The sequence below is a fragment of the Epilithonimonas zeae genome (assembly GCF_900141765.1).
Taxonomy (GTDB): Bacteria; Bacteroidota; Bacteroidia; order Flavobacteriales; family Weeksellaceae; genus Epilithonimonas; species Epilithonimonas zeae.
On record NZ_FSRK01000002.1, the window covers coordinates 686,177 to 707,376 of the forward strand.

General features: G+C 35.2%; 15 protein-coding genes. 13 read left to right on the forward strand and 2 right to left on the reverse strand.

Annotation, left to right across the window (positions count from 1 at the left end):
* Positions 1-182 precede the first annotated feature (182 nt).
* The 3 genes from BUR19_RS14955 (at position 183) to topA (ending at position 6,009) form a co-directional block, all read left to right on the forward strand.
* Positions 183-1,283: a hypothetical protein gene (locus BUR19_RS14955; RefSeq protein ID WP_074236244.1), complete on the forward strand. Its 1,101-nt coding sequence runs from the start codon at positions 183-185 to the stop codon at positions 1,281-1,283.
* Between the two features lie 14 nt (positions 1,284-1,297).
* Complete coding sequence (locus tag BUR19_RS14960) at positions 1,298-3,316, forward strand: FG-GAP-like repeat-containing protein (protein WP_074236245.1); 2,019 nt, start codon at positions 1,298-1,300, stop codon at positions 3,314-3,316.
* A gap of 134 nt (positions 3,317-3,450) precedes the next feature.
* Complete coding sequence (topA, locus tag BUR19_RS14965; protein WP_074236246.1) at positions 3,451-6,009, forward strand: type I DNA topoisomerase; 2,559 nt, start codon at positions 3,451-3,453, stop codon at positions 6,007-6,009.
* 129 nt (positions 6,010-6,138) lie between these two features.
* Here the strand turns inward: topA and BUR19_RS14970 are convergent, their stop codons facing one another.
* The gene (locus tag BUR19_RS14970; protein WP_074236247.1) at positions 6,139-6,933 is read right to left on the reverse strand and encodes a hypothetical protein; all 795 of its coding nucleotides are present in this window, start codon (positions 6,931-6,933) and stop codon (positions 6,139-6,141) included.
* 346 nt (positions 6,934-7,279) lie between these two features.
* Entirely contained in the window at positions 7,280-7,759 is a 480-nt protein-coding gene (locus tag BUR19_RS14975; RefSeq protein WP_074236248.1) for a hypothetical protein, read from the reverse strand.
* Positions 7,760-7,938: 179 nt separating this feature from the next.
* Between BUR19_RS14975 and BUR19_RS14980 the strand changes: the two genes are divergently transcribed.
* The 10 genes from BUR19_RS14980 (at position 7,939) to BUR19_RS15025 (ending at position 21,102) form a co-directional block, all read left to right on the forward strand.
* Positions 7,939-9,027 (forward strand): glycoside hydrolase family protein, encoded by a 1,089-nt coding sequence (locus BUR19_RS14980; RefSeq protein ID WP_074236249.1) that lies wholly within the window; start codon positions 7,939-7,941, stop codon positions 9,025-9,027.
* 154 nt (positions 9,028-9,181) lie between these two features.
* Positions 9,182-10,531, forward strand: coding sequence for a hypothetical protein (locus BUR19_RS14985; RefSeq protein WP_074236250.1), 1,350 nt, complete (start codon positions 9,182-9,184; stop codon positions 10,529-10,531).
* Between the two features lie 12 nt (positions 10,532-10,543).
* The gene (locus BUR19_RS14990; protein WP_074236251.1) at positions 10,544-11,593 is read left to right on the forward strand and encodes an acyltransferase family protein; all 1,050 of its coding nucleotides are present in this window, start codon (positions 10,544-10,546) and stop codon (positions 11,591-11,593) included.
* Positions 11,594-11,699: 106 nt separating this feature from the next.
* Positions 11,700-12,833: an EpsG family protein gene (locus BUR19_RS14995; RefSeq protein ID WP_074236252.1), complete on the forward strand. Its 1,134-nt coding sequence runs from the start codon at positions 11,700-11,702 to the stop codon at positions 12,831-12,833.
* A gap of 6 nt (positions 12,834-12,839) precedes the next feature.
* Positions 12,840-14,405 (forward strand): EpsG family protein, encoded by a 1,566-nt coding sequence (locus BUR19_RS15000; RefSeq protein WP_074236253.1) that lies wholly within the window; start codon positions 12,840-12,842, stop codon positions 14,403-14,405.
* Positions 14,406-14,410: 5 nt separating this feature from the next.
* The gene (locus BUR19_RS15005; RefSeq protein ID WP_074236254.1) at positions 14,411-15,481 is read left to right on the forward strand and encodes a formimidoylglutamase; all 1,071 of its coding nucleotides are present in this window, start codon (positions 14,411-14,413) and stop codon (positions 15,479-15,481) included.
* A 79-nt stretch (positions 15,482-15,560) separates the two neighbouring features.
* Complete coding sequence (locus BUR19_RS15010) at positions 15,561-16,571, forward strand: glycosyltransferase family 2 protein (protein ID WP_175565919.1); 1,011 nt, start codon at positions 15,561-15,563, stop codon at positions 16,569-16,571.
* A gap of 22 nt (positions 16,572-16,593) precedes the next feature.
* Complete coding sequence (locus tag BUR19_RS15015; RefSeq protein WP_074236255.1) at positions 16,594-17,703, forward strand: glycosyltransferase family 4 protein; 1,110 nt, start codon at positions 16,594-16,596, stop codon at positions 17,701-17,703.
* Positions 17,704-17,734: 31 nt separating this feature from the next.
* Positions 17,735-18,598 (forward strand): polysaccharide biosynthesis/export family protein, encoded by an 864-nt coding sequence (locus tag BUR19_RS15020; protein ID WP_074236256.1) that lies wholly within the window; start codon positions 17,735-17,737, stop codon positions 18,596-18,598.
* Complete coding sequence (locus BUR19_RS15025) at positions 18,598-21,102, forward strand: exopolysaccharide transport family protein (protein ID WP_074236257.1); 2,505 nt, start codon at positions 18,598-18,600, stop codon at positions 21,100-21,102. Before BUR19_RS15020 ends, BUR19_RS15025 begins: the two co-directional genes overlap by 1 nt.
* Positions 21,103-21,200: the final 98 nt, after the last annotated feature.

Consider the following 21,200-nt stretch of genomic DNA (forward strand, 5'->3'; position numbering starts at 1 on the left):
GATTATAATAATATGATTACAGATATGATGGCGTTAAGGTTTTTTGTTTTTTCTAAAATCAACTCAATGCACCATTTATTGATGAAATGATCATTAAGTTGGCAAATTTAATGATTTTTGATTTGGAAAGACTTGAGAAATAAGATTAAATATTTATATTCGTTGTCAAAAAACCATAATTAATGAAAAAAATCTATTTTTTATACATCGTATCACTTTTTTTATTGTTTTCCTGTAAAGAAGATGATAATTCTGTAATAGAATCTTCAATTTCAGGACCTACCGTCAATTTTGATATTAATGCTGTTCCGTATTCAAAATTATCGACCTATTCTTTTTTCAGTGGAGATTTGAAAGATTTGATACCAGTAGCTAAAGTGATTCCTTATGAGCCGGCAAGTTCTTTGTTTACGGATTATGCTCTGAAGAAAAGATTTATTTGGATGCCTGAAAATACAAAAGCTAAATACATAGAAGATGGCAAAATACTAGATTTTCCGGTTGGAACAACTTTGATAAAGAATTTTTATTATAATACTATACAACCCAATAATGCAACGAAAATCATCGAAACAAGATTGATGATCAAAAAATCCACGGGATGGGTCTTTGCAGAATATGTATGGAATGATGCCCAAACAGAGGCTACTCTTTTAACCGGGGAAGATTTTGAAAGCGGAAGTTCTAAGGAAATTACTTTCAAAAAACCAAATGGCGAGAGCATCACAACAAATTATAGAATACCATCGGAAACTGAATGTTTTGCCTGCCACAGATTAGATGGTAAAGCAATTCCAATTGGTACAAAACCTCAAAATTTGAATAATATATATAGTTATTCTACCAAGAATATTAAAAATCAGTTACAAAAACTGGTAGATGAAGGTTATTTGGCGAGCTATCCTTCTACTATTAATTCCACAGTAGACTATCGTGATAAAAGTAAACCTGTGGACATACGCTTACGGTCTTATCTTGATGCAAATTGCTCCCATTGCCATCAACAAAATGCCCGTTGTGATTATCGTGCGCTAAGGCTGAATTTTAATCAGACCACAAACTTGACAAATCTTGGTGTATGTGTCACAGCAGCCGAGCCTGTGAGTTCAACCATTTCAAAAATTGTTGCTCCAGGAAATTATAATAAATCGGTAATGCACTATAGACTGCAATCCACAGATGGGAGTAACATGATGCCATTGTTAGGAAGAACAGTGGTGCACGACGAAGGTATCCTATTGGTGCGGGAATGGATCAATTCACTAACACAAACTTGTAATTAAAACTGATAACAGACATGAAAAAACTATTACTATTTACCTTCTTGTACTCTATAACTATTGTGACAGCACAATCATCCTGTAATAATGCGGTGAATCTTACAGGTGTAGGAACATATACGGTTAGTGGGATCACCGGAACGGCAGCTCCTTCTGCATGCGGATTGGAGTATGGTATTGGAACAGCCGGAGCATGGTACAAATATACGCCAACTCAAGAAATGAATGTCACTGTGTCTACCGTAATTGCAGGACAAACAAATGATACGAGGATAATGGTATATTCCGGAGATTGTACAACATTAGCTTGTTTAGTTAGTAATGATGATTATTCCGGATATTCTGCGCAGGTAAATTTCAGAAGTTCAGCCAACACTACATATTATATCGTCTTTGATAATAAATGGAGCAGCTCCGGATTTCAATTCAAATTATCAGAATCTGTAGTGGTACCGGATAGGCTTTCTTTCACTTCCCAAATCGTAAGTGGGGCTTCTGCGGCATATAATAATTGCATAGTTGACATGAATGGAGATGATCTGGATGATATTGTCTCTGTGGTCAATAAAACAAAAATTGTCATTTCTCATCAAAAACCGGACGGAGGATTTACCGATGTTACTTATACGATTCCAAGTACCATAGTAGAACCAGAATGGAGCATTGCTGCAGGAGATTATGATAATAATGGTTTTAATGATTTGCTCTATGGTTCATCAACCGGTGTCACTTTTGTGAAAGCAAATGCTACCGGAACTGGCTACACTATTGAGAGAAAGACCCAAAACTATTTGACACAGCGTACCAATTTTGTAGATATCAATAATGATGGAAAATTGGATGCTTTTGTTTGTGATGATAATGGTCCTAACAGATATTACCTGAATGACGGAACCAATATGAATCATAATCGTGGTGGCTTAGGCGATTTTCCTTCAGGCGGAAACTATGCTTCAACTTGGACAGATTATGACAATGACGGAGACCTTGACCTTTTCATCGCAAAATGTGGAGAAGGCGGTTCAGGAGTTGGAGGTAATATTGATGAGTTGTACAGAAACAATGGTAATGGAACCTTTACTAATGTAGCAAACTCCGCTAATTTGGCAGAACCTTCCCAGAGTTGGTCTGCTGCTTGGGGGGATTTTAATAATGATGGATATATGGACACAATGATCGGAATCAATTCTGATACTGATGGACTAAATAAGGTTATGAAAAATAACGGAGATGGAACATTTACAGACGTTACCGCAGGATCAGGATATGAAAACATTACGGACTCTAGCCGAGAATATGTAACATACGATTTTGATAATGATGGTTTCCTGGATATATTAGGGGCTGGAAATACCATTATGTTCGGCGATGGCAACTTCAAGTTCACTCCCAATGGTAATCCCTACAACCTGAATATCTACCGCAGACCCGTTGGAGATCTTAATAATGATGGATTTTTGGATATCCAGAGTGGACAGAATATCTTGATCAATAAAGGAAATAGTAATAAATGGTTGAAAGTTACATTGAAAGGGGTTCAAAGTAACAGAAATGGGATTGGTGCAAGAGTGGAGATTTATGGCGCTTGGGGGAAGCAGATCCGTGACGTACAAAGCGGGACAGGATTCGGTAATATGAGTACACTAAATACCCATTTCGGGATTGGGCAAGCCAATGCAATTGCTAAAGTTGTAGTAAAATGGCCGTCCGGAAAAGTAGATACTGTTGAGAACGTAACGCCTAATACGACATTAAATATTGTAGAAGGTTCTACATTAGGAGTTTCTGATGTGCAGGTTGACAAAGACTCATTTACTGTCTACCCTAATCCAAGTCATGATCTTGTTAACTTCAGAACAGAAAAAGGATTTTTACCTATTCAAGTAAAGCTATATGATATGAATGGAAAAATAGTTCTGCAGAAAGACGTTGTCAAAAATTCAATATCTATTAAGCAATTAAGTTCAGGGACATATTTGCTTGTTGCAAATGACAAGACAGGAAATTCCTATTCGCAGAAAATTATAAAGAAATAGCAAAAAGCCTACGTCAAACGATGTAGGCTTTTTTATATCAAAAATATAGATTTTGTATCCGATAGTTTTTTTGAATAATTACAAATACACTATATAAAATAAAAAACCCCTACTTTTGCAAAAATTTTTCTAGAATGCCAAAAAATTTAGTGATCGTCGAATCTCCGGCAAAAGCAAAAACAATTCAGAAATATTTAGGCTCAGATTTCGAGGTTAAGTCCAGCTTTGGGCATATTCGTGATTTGCCTAAAAAAGGAATGGGAATCGACTTGTCGAATTTCACACCGGACTATGAAGTGTCTGCTGATAAGAAGAAATTGGTGACAGAACTAAAAGCTGCAGTTAAAAAAGCAGAAATGGTTTGGCTGGCTTCCGATGAGGACCGCGAAGGAGAAGCGATTGCTTGGCATTTGGCAGATGAGCTAAAACTGAAGCCGGAAAATAGAAAAAGAATTGTTTTCCACGAGATTACTAAAAATGCAATTCTAAAAGCCATCGATAATCCAAGAGATATTGACCAGAATTTGGTTAATGCACAACAGGCTAGAAGAGTTTTGGACAGAATCGTAGGTTTTGAGATGTCGCCAGTGCTTTGGAAAAAAGTAAAAACTGGTTTGTCTGCTGGTAGAGTTCAGTCTGTTGCGGTACGATTGGTTGTAGAAAGAGAAAAGGAAATCAGAAGTTTTGTTCCAAAGCCAAGTTTCAAAGTGGAAGGGACTTTTCTTAACAATGCAAAACATGAGATTGCTGCTAAACTGAAAAAAGATTTTGAGAAAGAATCTGAGGCAGAAAAATTCTTGGAATTAGCAAAAACAACAGATTTCAAAGTTCTGAATGTTGAGACCAAACCTGGATCTCGTACAGCATCTGCTCCGTTTACAACATCTACGTTACAACAGGAAGCTTCTTCCAGATTGGGTTATGGTGTGACGACAACGATGCGTCTGGCACAAAGGCTTTACGAGGAAGGATTCATCACATATATGAGAACGGATTCCGTGAATCTTTCTCAGGAAGCGATCAATGGAGCAAAGACACAAATCATCTCAGAATACGGTGAGAATTATTCCAAGCCGAGAAATTATACTACAAAATCGTCGTCTGCACAGGAAGCGCACGAAGCGATTCGTCCGACAGATTTTTCTGTGAAATCCATTGGTGATGCGCAATTGAACAAATTGTATCAATTGATTTACAGAAGAACTTTGGCGTCGCAAATGGAGAATGCTAAAATCGAGAAAACTGTTATCGAAATTGGGAATTCAAAATTGCCACAACACTTCGAAGCGCAAGGTGAAGTTATTGTTTTTGATGGTTTCCTTAAAGCTTACGGCATTGTAAAAACTGAAGATGATGATGACGAAAGCAACGAAAAACTGTTACCGAAAGTAGCAATTGGCGAAGCTTTAGACTATAAAAAAATAACAGCAACAGAAAAATTCACGAGACCATCAGCTAGATTTACCGAAGCTGGTTTGGTTAAAAAACTGGAAGAATTGGGAATCGGTCGTCCATCGACTTATGCACCGACTATTCAAACCATTCAGAATCGTGAATATGTTGATAAAAGAGAAATAGAACCACAAACGAGAGAAATCGTAAAAATGACTTTGGGCAAAACCGGAGTTAAAAAGGAAGTTCTTGATGAGAAGTTTGGTGGTGATAAAAATAAATTTGTTCCTACGGATATTGGTGAAGTGGTGAATGATTTCCTAATCAATAATTTTGCTGAGATTTTAGATTATGGATTCACGGCCAGAGTAGAAGAGGGCTTTGATGAGATTGCCAACGGTGACCAGAAATGGAAGGAAATGATGACGGATTTCTATTCGAAATTCCATCCAAGGATTGAAGACGTTGAGGAAAATGCAGACCGTGCCAATGGCGAAAGAATCTTAGGTGTTGACCCTAAAACCGGTAAAAACGTTCACGCAAGAATTGGAAGATTTGGACCGATGATTCAGATAGGCGAGCAGGACGATGAGGAGAAACCAACGTTTGCTTCACTGATGGCGAATCAAAATATTGCGACCATCACACTGGAGGAAGCTTTGGAATTGTTCAAGTTACCTTTTGATTTGAAAGAAGTGGATGGTCAGCCCGTTTCTGTGGGGGTTGGTAGATTTGGACCTTATGTGAAATGGGGCGAGACTTACATCAGTGTTCCGAAAGGGGAAGATCCATTATCTATTGACCAAAATAGAGCAGAGGAAATCATCAATGAAAAGAAAGTGGCAGATGCGCCGATTGCTAACTACAAAGGTGAGCCTGTAACCAAAGGAACGGGAAGATTTGGACCTTTTATCAAATATCAAAGTATTTTCATCAACGTTCCGAAACGTTATAACTTCGATAATCTTTCTCAAAACGACATCAATGAATTGATTGATGCCAAACTGGAGAAAGAAGCCAACCGATATATCCAACATTGGGAGGCTGAGAAAATCTCTATCGAAAATGCTAGATGGGGACCTATTGTAAAACACGGCAAAAATATCTACAAAATCCCGAAAAAGAAAGATGACTCTAAATATGAAGCAGAAGACTTGAAAGGTGTTTCTTTGGATGAGGTAAAAAAATGGATCACGGCACAAGACCCGAAAGCTTTTGCTGAAAAGAAAAAACCAGCCGCTAAAAAGCCCGCTACGAAAAAAGCGACAACAGCTAAGAAAGCGCCGGCGAAGAAGAAGTAATTAGACTTTATAAAAATAGAAAGCACAGATTTTTGGTCTGTGCTTTTTAATTAGTTGCTGATGATTAGCACTTTGTTGTATTGCTCAAAGTCAGGAGACTTTGCGCAGCGGGGCATATTTATGAAAATATTATTTTTTACTTTTCTTTTCAAGTAATGATTTCATACTATCAGTAAATCCTTTTGCTGATTCTTTGCTTTGAATAATTTGATTTATCAAAAATGTCAATATACTTTTCACGTGGCTTGCGTTTTCTAAACAAGCTTGGTCTGTTTCAGCGTGAAGACCCTCGCTAAGTTCACTATGTAAAACTCCAAGTGGATTCATTCCATTAGGTTTTAGAATCGATGGAAGCAGGTCTTTAACTAAGTCGATTTTGTCTTGAGTTACTCTCGTTTGTTTCGTTTTTTCTAATGCAATTTTGTATGCTACTTTATTTACTTCTTCAACTAAATCGGTAATAGAGTCAAGAAGCTCGTCAATTATTTGTTCAGTAATTCTTCGATAATAAGAAAATGCACCAATGCCATAACCTTGAGATTCGCAAACAAGCCCTTTTCTAAATGTCTTCGCGTGTTTACCAAGAATGCTTTCAAGATTTTTATCCATCTTAATTTCCCATTCAGGATATTGTCCAAATTTATAAACATAGTCTAACTCTGGACTGATATATACGTCAAACTGTCGTGTAAACTGTCTACAAGATTGACACAGATATATAAGTCTCACTTTTTCGTCAGCACTACTTGGATTTGAATATTTTTGAAACTCCGCATATCTATTAGTCATATTAAATGTTTGCAAATTTCCACAGTTCCTACAAACCATATTTATTGCAGGTGTAGGAATTCTATCCATTGTTTGTGGAACAGATAAATTAAACTTTCTAAATAGTGAGTATTCCTCTAAAAATTCTTTATTCATATTTTATGTTTATGTAATGACCGTAAAATTCAAATATACGTATTGCTTCAATATAAAATATAAACCACTTGGCTTATCCTAAAATTGGAAGAATTAATGATTTGTTTTTTTATCTAATCCACCCAAAAACACTCACCAACCAATCTTTTACACTCATCATCTAGTCTCCTAGACTCATCATCTAGTCTCCTAGACTCAAAAACGAGTCTTTTATACTGGATTTCAAGTCTTTTTCACTCAACGTTGAATCTCGGAGACTGGAATTTTAGTCTTTTATACTAAAAACGAACCTTTTATACTGGTTTTTGAGTGTAAAAGAGTCGTTTAGATAGTTTGAGAAGTGAATTTACTCTGTGTCAGGTTTCTTTTTGTTGCCTTTTCTCGTGAATCTCTTGCTGAGGTCGGCGTAAATTGGTGTTGCGGTTGCTACGCCTTTATTGGACGCTTCTTTTACTGCACCATAATAAAGGAGGGCTGCCAAGAGCGCTTCGTTGCCTGCAATGGTAATCGTGTCGCTGAGGTCGGATGCCAATTGTTCCGCTAGATTACGAATTGGCGAAAGTCCGGTTACCACGGCTTCATCCTTTAGGAACTCTGGTCTATCCATATAATTAGGAGCAAATTCCGAATTAGTGTTCGTGTAGTCTTTTACTTTTTGTACGGTAGCAACTGTCTTGTCGCCCATTTTGAAAATTGATGCTTTCTCACCTGGCGCCAAGGCTTGCACATAAGGTGCGACTAGAATTCTTACTTCTTGTAGTTTTTCGGTGGCTTTTGCCAATATTGCAGGCGGAATCACGATACTGATTTGATTTTTTGTGCTCATCGTTTGTGATTTTTTTGTTAAACAATCAAATGTAGTAAACTACAATAGACGATAGATTTACAAAAGTTAATTTTTAAAATTTTAATAAAATTTTGGATGAAAGATTTTGATTATCCAAGCCGAAACCGCAGGATACTTCCCTGAACCGATTGCTTTAACTTAGCTGAAAATCAAAAGATATGAGCGCATCTAGAAACTTTAGCCGAAAAGATTTTATCCAAACCTCTGCTTTGGGAATGGCTGCGATGTTTTTTGGTTCGTCATTTACCAAGGTACTTGATTTTTCGGAGAAGCCCTATTTCAATTTGAAACCGATTGGGCGGCAGTTTTCTTTGGATGGTTACTACATCTGGTGCAGCTCACCCATCTGGGGAGACGATGGTAAGGTTCATCTTTTCTACTCCCGATGGAAGAAGGAAAAAGGGATGGGCGGTTGGCTGAATGGCTCCGAGATTTGCCGTGCAGAGGCGGATTCGCCGTTTCATCAATTCGAACATAAGCAGGTAATTCTAAGTCCAAGAGGTGGTGGGTTCTGGGATGCGACGACTTGCCATAATCCCTTAATCAAAAAGGTGGATGGCGAGTGGCTGTTGTTTTTTATGGGAAATTCTAATGGGAAAACCAACACCAAAAGGATAGGATTAGCAACGTCCAAAACTCTGGACGGCGATTGGCAAAGACCAGAACAACCTTTGTTGCTTCCAGGAAAAGAAGGCGCTTGGGATGATCATTGTACCACCAATCCTGCTTTTGTAAAAGGGAATGATGGTAAATACTGGCTGTTCTACAAATCCTGGAACACCTACGAGTATGAAACCCAAAAAGGCGCAGTGAGGGGTAACCGAAAGTATGGTTTAGCAAAAGCTGATTCACCTCTGGGACCTTACACCCAAGTCTCCGAAAATCCCGTCATTGACTTTTCGAATATGCCAAACAATGCCCAATTGGAAGATGCTTTTGTCTGGCAACACAATGGAAAGTTCCACCTTGTGGCGCGCGATATGGGATTTTATAACCACGAATTTGGCTTGCATCTAACCTCCAAAAATGGTGTGAGCTGGACAAAGCCAAAAATCGCCTATCTCGATATGAAATCTTATGTCACAGAACCAACGCCTCCAAAACATTTGAAACGATTTGGCAGACTGGAGCGCCCGATGCTTCTGATGAGCAAAGATGGAAAGAAACCTCAGTTTTTATTCGGAGCTACACAAGGCGGAGCGTTTGAAACTTCTACCACTTTTGTGTTTGAGATTTTGAATAAATAGATTAAAAACAGGTGTCACGAGAAAACTTCATCAAATTTTGTGTGCTTTGTGATGAACTTTGTGTCTTTGTGTTTAGCAAATCACAAAAAATTAATGAACAGTCTGAAGTTTTATTAATATTTTTGCCCTTAAAACCAAGAAAACACATTTCCTGATGGGTGGAAAATTACAATTGGCAAATCTTAAAAACTTTCCCTGGCTGATTTTTTTCGTAGCGATCGTTATTTGGGTTGCAATGGCAGGCGCCAATTTTTATTACCAGAATCAAGGTGGTTACACCGGCACAGGTATCCTTTTCCCGATTTCTGTCATCTATCCCAATCAGTTTTTGTGGAGTGGATTTGTGTTTGCATTTCTATTTTTGATTGCGGGGATTTTCGCTTTCATGTATTCTGAAAGACTGAATGTCGTTCTTCTTTTTGTTATCGCTATTGTTTTGGTTTTATTAGGCAATCTGAGTCAAGGGAATTTTGATATTGCTTTCCTGCAACCGTTTTACCTGAAAGGGAGACAATATTATACCGACGCTTTGGCGATTACCGACGGACAAATTTGGTTAAGAGATTTCTCCAAAAATCTGGAGCATTTCCAGATGCACACCAAAACGCATCCGCCATTTGTAACGCTTTTGCATTATTGGATTCTGAATATTTCTAATATCGAGACTCTTGCAATTGTGTTTTTTGCGATTGGAAGTTTGTCTTTCCCATTGTTTTATAAGATTCTGCTTTATCTAGGATTTGAAGAAGCCAGAAGGAAATGGATGCTGCTTTTGTTGGCGGTAATTCCTTCCGTTAATATCTATCTTTTGGTCTCTATTGATGCATTGGTTCTGACATTAACCTTGATTTTTCTATTAGGATTTGCGAGAATTTTTCATCAGAAGAGAATTGATTCTATTTCATTTTTGTTAATTTCTTCTGGATTGATTCTGACTAATATTTTGACATTTTCAGGGTTATTTCTATTCGCATTTCTTGGCTATATCAGTTTCTATTTTTTAGTCAAAGGAAAATGGAATTTTGTTTGGCTAAGTTTGATGAGCGCTGTTGTTTTTGTTTTGACTTTCACAGTAATTTATTCAACAACCGGATATAATCAATTAGAGACATTTCTACTAGCATCGCAATCCGAAAATCCGGATGGCTTCCGATTATTCCATCAGCCATTTGTTTATCTGATGACAAGATTGGAAGATATTGGAGAGATTTTTCTGTTTCTGTCTTTTGGTTTTTTAGCCGTTTTCTTTTCCAAGAAATCAGGAACGGAAGTTTTTGAAAACCGGAATATCAATATTTTGTTTTTCTCAGCCATCACGGCCATTTCGACAATGCTTTTGACAGGTGCTTACGGAACCGGAGAAACGGCAAGAGCTTGTTTGTTTTTGGTGCCTTATTTCCTCATTTTGTTGAAGGATATTAGTTCTGATCAATTTAAAACCTTGTTTTATCTATGCCTTCTCCAAACTTTTGGGATGCAGATGATTGGGAATTTTTATTGGTAAAACACTTTTGCTATGCTGAACAATTTAACAGGACTGAGATTCTATACTGCATTTTGGGTTTTCCTCTACCACTTTTGCGTTTATACCGGAGGATTGGATAATTTCTTCGTGAAGAAAGGCTATTTGGGTGTTGATATTTTCTTTGTGTTGAGTGGTTTTATTTTGACCTATGCTTATCATAAAAGCTTTATTTTGGAAAAAGTAACCTCAAAGAAATATTATAATTTTCTGGTTAAAAGATTTGCAAAAATCTATCCGCTTCAGATATTGACTTTTGTAATTGTTGGAGCGCTTTTGTTTGTTGGAAAATATGTTTTTCATCAAAAAGATCTGATTATAAGACCTGATCATATTGTTTCAAATCTCTTGATGATTCACGCCTGGAACATCAATGATGCATTGAGCTGGAACACACATTCCTGGAGTTTGTCAGATGAATGGTTTGCTTATCTGTTCCTATTCATTATAGCAGCTTTTATCATCAAATTGAGTAAATTTTGGGGCAGAATTGTTCTTGGTGCTGTTGTTCTTTTCTTTATTGTAAGATGGTTCAATATAGAGAATTTTGACCTTAATGAATATACTTTTAACGGAATCGAAAGGATTGTTCCTGAGTTTTTCCTGGGAATTTTAATAGGATTATTAAGATTTGATTTTAATATTTCGAAAAACGCAGCGAGTGTGATTTTTGCGGCTAGTGTTTTGGCTTTATTGACTCTTACAATCACAGATTACAAAGTTGATGCTTTGTGTATGTTGCTGTTTGCTGGGATGATTTATTCATTATCATTTCCAACGTATTTTGATAAGTTATTCAATTCAAAAAGGATGGTTTATCTGGGCAATATTTCTTTTGCTTTTTATATGTTTCAGCTAACGGCGTTTTATTTGTTCAAGCCGTTTCAAAACTATATCGGAAAACTGAATGTCTCAGGATATATTTCCAGTCCTGTAGAGTTGTTGATATTGGTTTTGATTAATTTGACGATGGCTTCTTTGGCTTTCAAATATTTTGAAGAACCGGTAAGATTGTATTTATTAAAAAAAATGATTAAAAAATAATTAATATCAGAAAAATTAAACCAAATTAATACTTGTTTAATAATCTTAAAATAAGAATTATATTTGAAGATTCTAACGAGAAAAACACATAGCACAAAGGCAATTAATGGCATTTTTACACCCCATTTTCACCATTATTTTTGTTTTTTTAATTCTTTATAGTTTTGTAGAGGTTAACAGAGACGAGAATTCTAAAACTCCGAAATTTATTTTTTGGACGATTGGTGTATATATGATTATTGCGATTGGTTACAGGCGTTATGTTGGAGCAGACTATCCGGTTTACGATTCGATGTACAGCCAATATTTTCCTACAATTGAATATGGACAATTGGTAGATAAAATGCTGTTCCGACAATCCAGAATAGATATCGAGTGGATGTATGCGATGCTCAATAAGTGGGTATATGCAACAGGTTTTCCTTTCAAAGAATTTACATTGATAAGCGCAATTATAACCATTGGAGGAAAGCTGATGGTTTTCTACAAAGACTCCAAATATCCTGTTTTTGCTATTCTTTTATTTTTTATTCCAGGGTATTTCATTGCAGATAGCGGGCATATGAGACAAGCATTGGGCATGACGATGTGTATGCTCTCATTCACATTTATCAAAGATAGAAAAGTATGGTGGTTCCTTTTATGTATGTACGTTGCATACGGATTTCATAAATCAACCATTATCTTTTTGCCGGCTTATTGGATTGCAACAATTCCAATGAACTCCAATAAGATTTTTTATTCTATTCTTGCCTGTGTAATATTATCGCCTTTTCAAGTATATAATCTATTTTCTTCCTTTTTGGAAACACTTAATGTTCAGGACGTTTCTAATGGGTATAATGGATATATCAATTACGAAGCTTCAGGATCCAGTTTCATGGACGGTCAAATCTTAGTTTTCAGCTTTTTGTTGATTACTTATGATAAAGTTGCCTGTGAGAAAATATATTATTATGAGTATATGCGAAATCTCTTGGTGATGGGTGTCTGTCTTTATTTTATAATGAGAAGTAATCCTGTTTTTTCTACAAGATTGGTGGGCTCATATTTAGCATTTGCATCGCTTGTAATTACTAATATTATTGCGGCTATGGATAATAAAAATATCAAAAAGTTGGCACACCTGTTCTTTGTAGTTTTTATGATATTTTACTATTTTGTATTTGTAAAGTATCAGGGAGATGCTGGACGATTCACACCAGATAAATATCAAAACTTCCTTTGGTTTCCTCAATAAAAATAAATGAAAAATAACATAACACTTTTAATAATATTTCTAATTCTTGGATTATTGATTTTTTTCAATATTCAGGTGGTTATGGATTTTGCGGGAAGATATATTTATCCCTTGGATGATGCGTACATTCATCTTTCTATGGCGAAGAATTTTGCTGAATTTCAAACCTGGGGAATTACCCAATATGAATTTTCTTCCACAACATCGTCTCCGCTTTTCACATTTTTATTAGCAATTCTGATTAAAGTGTTTGGAAATTGGGAATATATCCCGCTGGTTGCGAATAGTGTTGCAGGAATTGGATTAATTCTGATTTTTCATCGGTATCTGAAACGATTTTCCCCGACAACTTATATCATTGTTTTATCATCTGTAGTTTTATTAATGCCATTGCATCTGATGATAATGACAGGGATGGAACACGTTTTTCATACATTGGCGATGGTTTTGGTTTTACTAGGATTTCAAAAATACCTTGAAGATAAAACCCCGAGAAACTTTTCGAATCTTGCTTTATTTTCTATCATTGCCGTAGGTTTCAGATATGAGAGCTTATTTTTCATTTTCTCTATTTGCGTTTACCTTTTCTTTCTTAAGAAAGATTATGTCATAAGCATTGCTTTAGGACTCTTTGCAATCGTTCCGGTTGTGGTTTACGGATGGATCTCATTGGATCACGGTTCGTTTTTTCTGCCTAATTCTTTAATTTTAAAGGGCAATACGAACGATGGAATTGTCGGATTCTTTACCAGAGTTGCAGGAAATGCTTATCGTGGAATTTCGGTTCTGGTATTGATTTTAATATTATTAATCCAGATTTTCAGAAACGTAAAAACTCATAAACTCAAAAACCCTCAAATTCTCCAACACTCCAAAAATGCTGTTCCTTTTGTTGTGTTTTGTGGATTTGCAATTCATCTTTTGTTCGCCAATTTTGGCTGGCTGATTAGATATGAGTCTTATCTGGTTGTCATTGTTTTATTTACGATTACTCCTTTTATTGATGAGGTTTTTCAGAAAAATGTGGCTAATAACGTTTTAAAATTCGGAACAGTTTTTATTTTATTGATAGCACTTTATATGAGATTCGGAACGATGTTGGAAAAACAGCCGATTGCTTCTAAAAATATATTTGACCAGCAGATTCAACTGGCAGATTTCCTACATCAATATTACAGAAACTCGAGAGTTGTTGCCAACGATATTGGTGCGATTACTTACTTTAATAATATTCATCTTTTGGATACTTACGGTTTGGGAAGTATTGAAGTGGCAAAACTGAGAAAAAATGACCATGCCAAATTTACAGATAACAAAGCTTTGCAAAAGTATGTTTATAATGCCGCAAAAAATCAGATGTTTGATGTGGCTTTGGTTTTTGATGAATGGGTAAAAATGCCGGATTATTTTTCAAAAGTTGGAACTTTGACGATTCAGAATAATTATATGGCTGGCGGAACAACTGTTTCTTTTTATTCTGTGCAGAAAGAAAATACACTTAGACTTAGAAATCAATTGATTGAATTTTCCAAAAAGACACCAAAAGATGTTATTATAAAAATTGTAGATTAGAAATTATGAACTTCGAAGACTTTATCATTGCGCCAAGATCATTCCGAACCGAGAAGTGGCAAATCGGAAATAAAATAACAAGCGAAATCAAAGAAGATAGTATTGTTTTGCTTTTCGTTTCAGATTATCGTGGTGCGAATGGCGATGCAGAAAGTCAGGATTTTACAGGGATCAGAAGAGAGTTTTACAAATTATCACAACTAGATTTCGATATTCCGATTATTGATTTAGGTGATCTGGTTTCCGGAAAAACGCCTCAGGATTCGCATTATATTCTGCAGGAAGTTTTGTCGGCTTGTCATTACAAAGGCGCGGTTCCCGTAATTATTGGAGGTAGCAACGATTTGGCTTTTTCGCTGTTTTCAGCGCTCAATTTTCATCAGAAAGATATTAATTATACTCAGATTAGCAACGTAGTTTCTTTGAAGCAGGATGAGGAAATCCACGAGTCCAATTTCTTGAGCAAAATCTTAGGATCCAAAAATTTCTCAATAAAAAATTATCATCACTTAGGTTATCAGAAACATCTCAACGAAATGGATTCTGTGAAATTGATTAAAGAAGTTCAGTTCGACATCATCCGTCTAGCGGAGATGATGAATTCTACGGAGAAAACTGAACCTTATTTCCGAAAGGCAGATTTGGTTACAATTAACTGCGATGCGATTGAAACTTTTGCCGAAGCTTTTTCTATGAATCCACAAGTCAATGGACTGAATAGAAGGGAAATTTGTGCTTATATGAAAGAAATTGGTTTGAGCGAGAGACTGAAATCTGTTGGGATTTTCAATTATAATATTTATTCTGATTCTCAACTCAATCATCAGCTTTTGGCACAAATGATTTGGTATTTGATAGAAGGAATCAATATTCAAAAATCACATCCGAAAGAGAAAACTTATGAGACTTTTTATGTTTTGATTAATGATGAGCAATACGCTTTCAAGAGAGAGGTTTTCAGCAATCTTTGGTATTTTGGCGAGGATGAAAATATCGATAATTGTATTCCGTGTTCAAGATCGGATTTTGATGAAGCTAAGAGAGGCTTTTTAGGTTCAAGATTTACAAGAAATTAAATAAAGCGACGAAGTCTCGAAATATTGGTAGAAAATAATATTCATATATTGGGAGCAACGAAGTTGCGACATATAGGTAATGATAAATCAAGAAAATTTGTTTAAAGTTTCGATCATTGTTCCGGTTTATAACGTTGAGTTATATCTGGAAAAATGCTTGTTGTCATTAGTTAATCAAACTTTGCAGGAAATAGAAATTCTTGTCGTGAATGATGGTAGTCAGGATCAGTCTCAAAAGATTATTGATAAATTTCAGCAAGAATATCCGGACAGGATTTTTGGCTTTATGAAAGAAAACGGTGGATTAAGCGATGCACGAAATTTCGGAATAGATCGAGCGAAAGGACAGTATTTAGGCTTTGTTGATAGTGATGATTATGTTTCCGAAATGATGTTTGAAGAGATGTACAATCTTGCTGAAAAACACAACGCCGAAATGGCAATATGTAATCTTCAAAAGGTGGATGAAAATGGAAATACCACTCAAAAATTAACACAACTTCCAAACTTTCCGGAGAAAATTGTTCTGGAAAATAATCTTTCGGTTTTTTCGGATATTTCTTATTTTGCTTGTAATAAGCTTTTCAGGAGAGAATTATTTCAAGATAAAAGATTCAAAAAAGGAATTCATTTCGAAGATATTGAATTGATTCCTCAATTGTTGCTTCAGTGTCAGACCTTAGCATTCACGCCTAATTATCATTATCAATATTTGGAAAGACAGGATTCTATCAGTAAAAGTCATACTATAAAAGGTCTTGACATTTTGAAAGCTGTAGAAACTGTGAGCAAGAAATTTAGTCAAAGTCAATTTTCTAATCAATTGGAAGCTTTGAAAGGATTTCAGATTTTGGAAGGCGTTTATACATTTCTGGCTTATTTGGCTTTCGTAAAAGATGCTGGCGATTTTGATAAAATGTCACAAGAACTGGATACTTTTATCAAAACTAATAGCTTAAAAATTAAAGATATATTGCAATATAAGCGGTTTGGTAGGAATTATCTATTATCTTTGCCCCTGAAGAAAAAAATTTATTACACCCTAAGTCTGTTGAGATTGAAGAAGCTCGTCAGGTTATTGATAAATTAATAATAAGCCATAAAAACACTGAATGAATAATAATTTCGAAACTTTTTTAGAAAGCACCGGAATATCTTTCTTTTATTTTAAGCTCTTGCTCGGCTTTGCATTCTCGTTTCTCATTACTTACGTTGCAATTCCTACAATCATAAAAATTTCCAGAAGAAAAAATCTGATGGATGAGCCTGGCGCAAGGAGTTCTCACCTGAGAAAAATCCCCAATCTTGGTGGAATTGCCATCTTTTTTTCATTAGGCGTTTGCGCTCCAATCTTCGCATACGAATTATTTGACCGTTATAAATTCTTGTTTGCCTCCTTCATTATTCTGTTTTTTGTTGGTGTAATGGACGATATTATGGTTCTGCGGGCTTATAAAAAGCTGTTGGCTCAAATATTAGTTTCAGCGCTGCTTGTTATAGGTTCTGATGTACGTATCAGAAATCTTTTCGGGGTTTTTGGGGTCTATGAGATTAATTATTATGTGAGTGTTGCCTTCAGTATATTGACATTTATTATTTTGATTAATGCTTTTAACCTGATTGATGGAATAGACGGATTGGCGGGCAGTTATACCATTGCCACAAGTGCCTTGTTTGGGATCAGTTTTTTTAGATTAGGAAGTCACAATGATCCTTTGGTTATTCTTTGCGGTATTTTGATTGCCGCTTCTTTAGGTTTTCTATTTTATAATTTGTCCAATAAAAGAAGTACCAAAATATTTATGGGTGATACAGGTTCCATGATATTGGGCTTTTTGTTGTCGTTCACCGGAATATCTTTTATTGATATTTTTATTGCGAAAAGAGATGACGTCTTTTATCACTTACAATCTGCTCCGGTAATTGCAGTGGCTATTTTGATTTTACCAATTATAGACACGCTTACAGTAATTATTACCAGAATTTATCACAAAAAATCAGTATTATCTCCGGATAAAAATCATATCCATCACAAACTATTGAATCTTGGATTAACTCACCGCAGATCTACTGCTTACATTATTGCTTACTATCTTTTTATAATTATAGCGGCCTATTTTTTAAGACATCTTAATGTAAATCAATTATTACTAATTATTGTAACATTAGGTTTTTTAGGAGCTTATATTCCGATATTTTTGTTACGATTCAAAAAAGATTAAAATTGTTATACTTTTGCAAAAAGAAACATTGATGAAACACCGTTATATTTTTAACATATTTTTATTACTTATTCTTGTGGGAATTAGTTCTTCCTGCGTTACAAAAAAAGATGTTCGATATCTACAGCCTAGCGAAAGTCTCACTATTAATGAGGAGGGTCTAGTCCCTTACAATGTTCCAGAATACAGAGTTACAAAAGGAGATATATTAAGTTTAAATGTTGTGACAACTCCAAAAGGTGATGCTGCCCAATTTTATTCTTCACTCAACGCATCTGCTGCTGGCAGTAACAATACTGGTCAGACAGGAGGAGGGCAAACTGGTGGTGGCAATGGCAATGGGGGTAATGCTACTTTTTATTTTAATGGATTGAAAGTAGATTCTAAAGGAGATGTTAATATTTTCGGGATCGGATATGTCAAGGCAGAAGGCAGAACTTTGGAAGATATGACCAAAGAGATACAGGAAAAGGTAAACGAAAATTTCTTACAGGGCAAATCCGAAGTTAGACTGAATCTTGATGGTATCCGTTATTATCTATTGGGTGACATGGAAACTGTTGGAGTAACTGGAGAAAAAACAGCTTATGTAACTCAACTTAATATAATGCAGGCCATCGCTATGAATGGTGGTCTTAATCGTACTGTTGATCGTAAAAATATAATGATCCATAGAAAATATCCTGAAGGTATAAAAACCGCAAGATTAGATCTTACAAGAGAAGATGCTATGAATTCGCCTTATTACTGGTTACAGAATGGTGATATCATTTATCTTAATACTAATGGCAAAAGTATCAACGGATTTGGGAAAGAGCCACTACAGACTTTGACAACAGGAGTATCATTGATTACTACAGTGATGTCTATTTATCTAATTATTACCAGATTATAATGATTCCTGATAAAAACGGAAATAAAGCACAAGATGCAGCTCAGGTAGCTGAAAAAATGGGATCTTTCAATTTGTTTGATCCAGCTCATTTTGTACAAAGGGTTATTCGTAATTGGTATTGGTTTGTGATTCTTGGATTTATAGGGTATTGTATTTCTTATGTTTATAGTAAATATTATGCTCAAAGAGTTTATTCTTCAAGTTTATCCTTAAGTATTTCTAATAATACAGCTAGTTATTTTACACCCAATCAGTCTATTAACTTCATTTGGGGGCAAGGCGGAAATCAGGACGGCGTTTATCTGAAGAAAATATTATTGTCAAGAAGTCATAATGAATATTTGGTTAAAAAACTGAATTTAATTACCAATTACACTACAAAAGGATTAATCAAAACTACTTATTTGGATCAGGAAGACAGTCCTGTGTTTTTGGAAATTGATAGAAATCACCTGCAGCAGGTTAATTATCCTATTAGCTTAATACCAAAGGACAAAAATAAATATGAGGTAGTTTTACCGGAAGAGGGGCAATCTCCATACTTGTATAATTACGATACAGAAAGTATGGAAACTATACCCGCATATCCTAGACCAAAAAATAAAATTTTGGGGCTGAATGAATGGTATGAGACTCCTAATCTTAAGTTTAAATTAGTTCCGAATCCGACACCAAATAATTTAGGACTTGATAATATTATTGTCACTCTGGTTCCGGTAAATCAGGCTGTTAATGGAATTATTGGCAGTTTGGCTGTAGAATTTGACAAAGAGTTGAGTTCTATAATGATTATTACAAAAACTGGTTATAACCTCAACAATACCGTTAGTTTCCTTAATAATTCGGTACAGGAATTAATCAAAAAAAGATTGTTGGATCAAAATATGGTGGATAAAAACACTGTAGAATATCTTAATGAAAATCTTTCTTTAATAAGGAAAAAATTAGATTCGAGTGGCACTGTTCTTAATAATCTAAAAATTAATAACCGTCTTTTCGATATGGAAAATATCGATTCTAAGACATTAGCAAAATTGACGGATCTAGAAACTCAAAAAGCTGAATTAGTTACAAAAATCAATTCTCTCAATGATGTTAGATCTTCTGTTAATACAAATAATATTGAGAAAATCATCAGCCTGAATATTGCAGGAATTGAGGACGGAAGCTTCAATGCGTCAGTTTCAGAATTAAAGCAACTTTATGCAAAACGCAGAGAGATGGCTCAAATTTATACGCCTAACTCTGAGCCAATGCGTGAAATTAATCGATTGATTAATGAAGCTAAATTTACTTCCCAAGGTGGATTGAAAAAATATTTCCAAGGTTATAATGATAGACTTGCTGATATTAATGCCCAAATTGGAAAAATAGATCAGGAACTTGTTACGCTTCCGGAAAAACAGAGGATTTTCTTAGATGCTCAAAGAGGTTATAACATTATTGAAAATACTTATAATACTTTATTAACAGAACAGGCAAAATCTCAAATGCGTGTCGCGACCAATCAAAGTAATCTCAATATTATTGACAGTGCAAAAAATCTTGGACAGGGACCTATTGCTCCGGATGTAAAGGGCACAAAAATGCAGATTATAGGAGGGTTGTTATTGATTCCGCTTATTTTTCTTCTTCTTGCCGAATTATTAGATAATAAAATCAGAAATCTGAAAGAGTTGTTGACAGTGACTAAAATCCCATTACTTGGCGTAATTGGTCATAATAGTTATGATAACAATTTAACAGTTTTAGAAGAACCAAAATCTTCCATTTCAGAAGCATTCAGAGCCGTGAGAGCTAATCTTAGATTCTTGTTTGATGAAGAACACAAAAGTAAAGTTATTCTGGTGACATCTTCTATTAGTGGAGAAGGTAAAACATACGTTTCGATCAATATTGCTTCGATTCTAGGATTAAGTGGGAAAAAAGCAGTTTTGTTAGGAATGGATCTTAGAAAGCCAAAGATTTTTGGTGATTTTAAAATTAATAACAAAAACGGAATTTCTAATTACCTCACAGGTCAGGTAGAACTTGACGAAATCATCAATCATACAAGTATTCCTGGATTGGATGTTATTACTTCAGGTCCTATTCCACCGAATCCTTCAGAATTATTAATGAGTGATAACAATATGAAGTTCATAGAAAGATTGAAAGAGATCTATGAATATGTTATTATAGATTCGCCACCTGTAGGATTGGTTGCCGATTCTTTTGAGTTGATTAAAAAAGCAGATACCACAATATATGTTGTTCGTCACGAGTACACGGAAAAACATATGTTGAAGATGATTACCGAAAAATACTTCAATAAAGAAATAGCGAATCTGGGATTAGTTTATAATGATTTTGTAGTAAAGCAAGGTTATGGCTACGGTTACGGCTATGGTTACGGTTATGGCTACGGCTATGGTTACGGCTATTTTGATGAAGATAAAAATTATAAAGAACCAACAATAATTAAAATAAGGAATAAGCTGAAAATGTTTTTTAATAAAAAATAGAAGTCTTTATCAAGGCTTTTATTTTTTTATAGACTATTTTGGGAATAAGTTCGTTTTTATAACAATAAATTATATTTTTTTGTTTTTATTTAACTAAA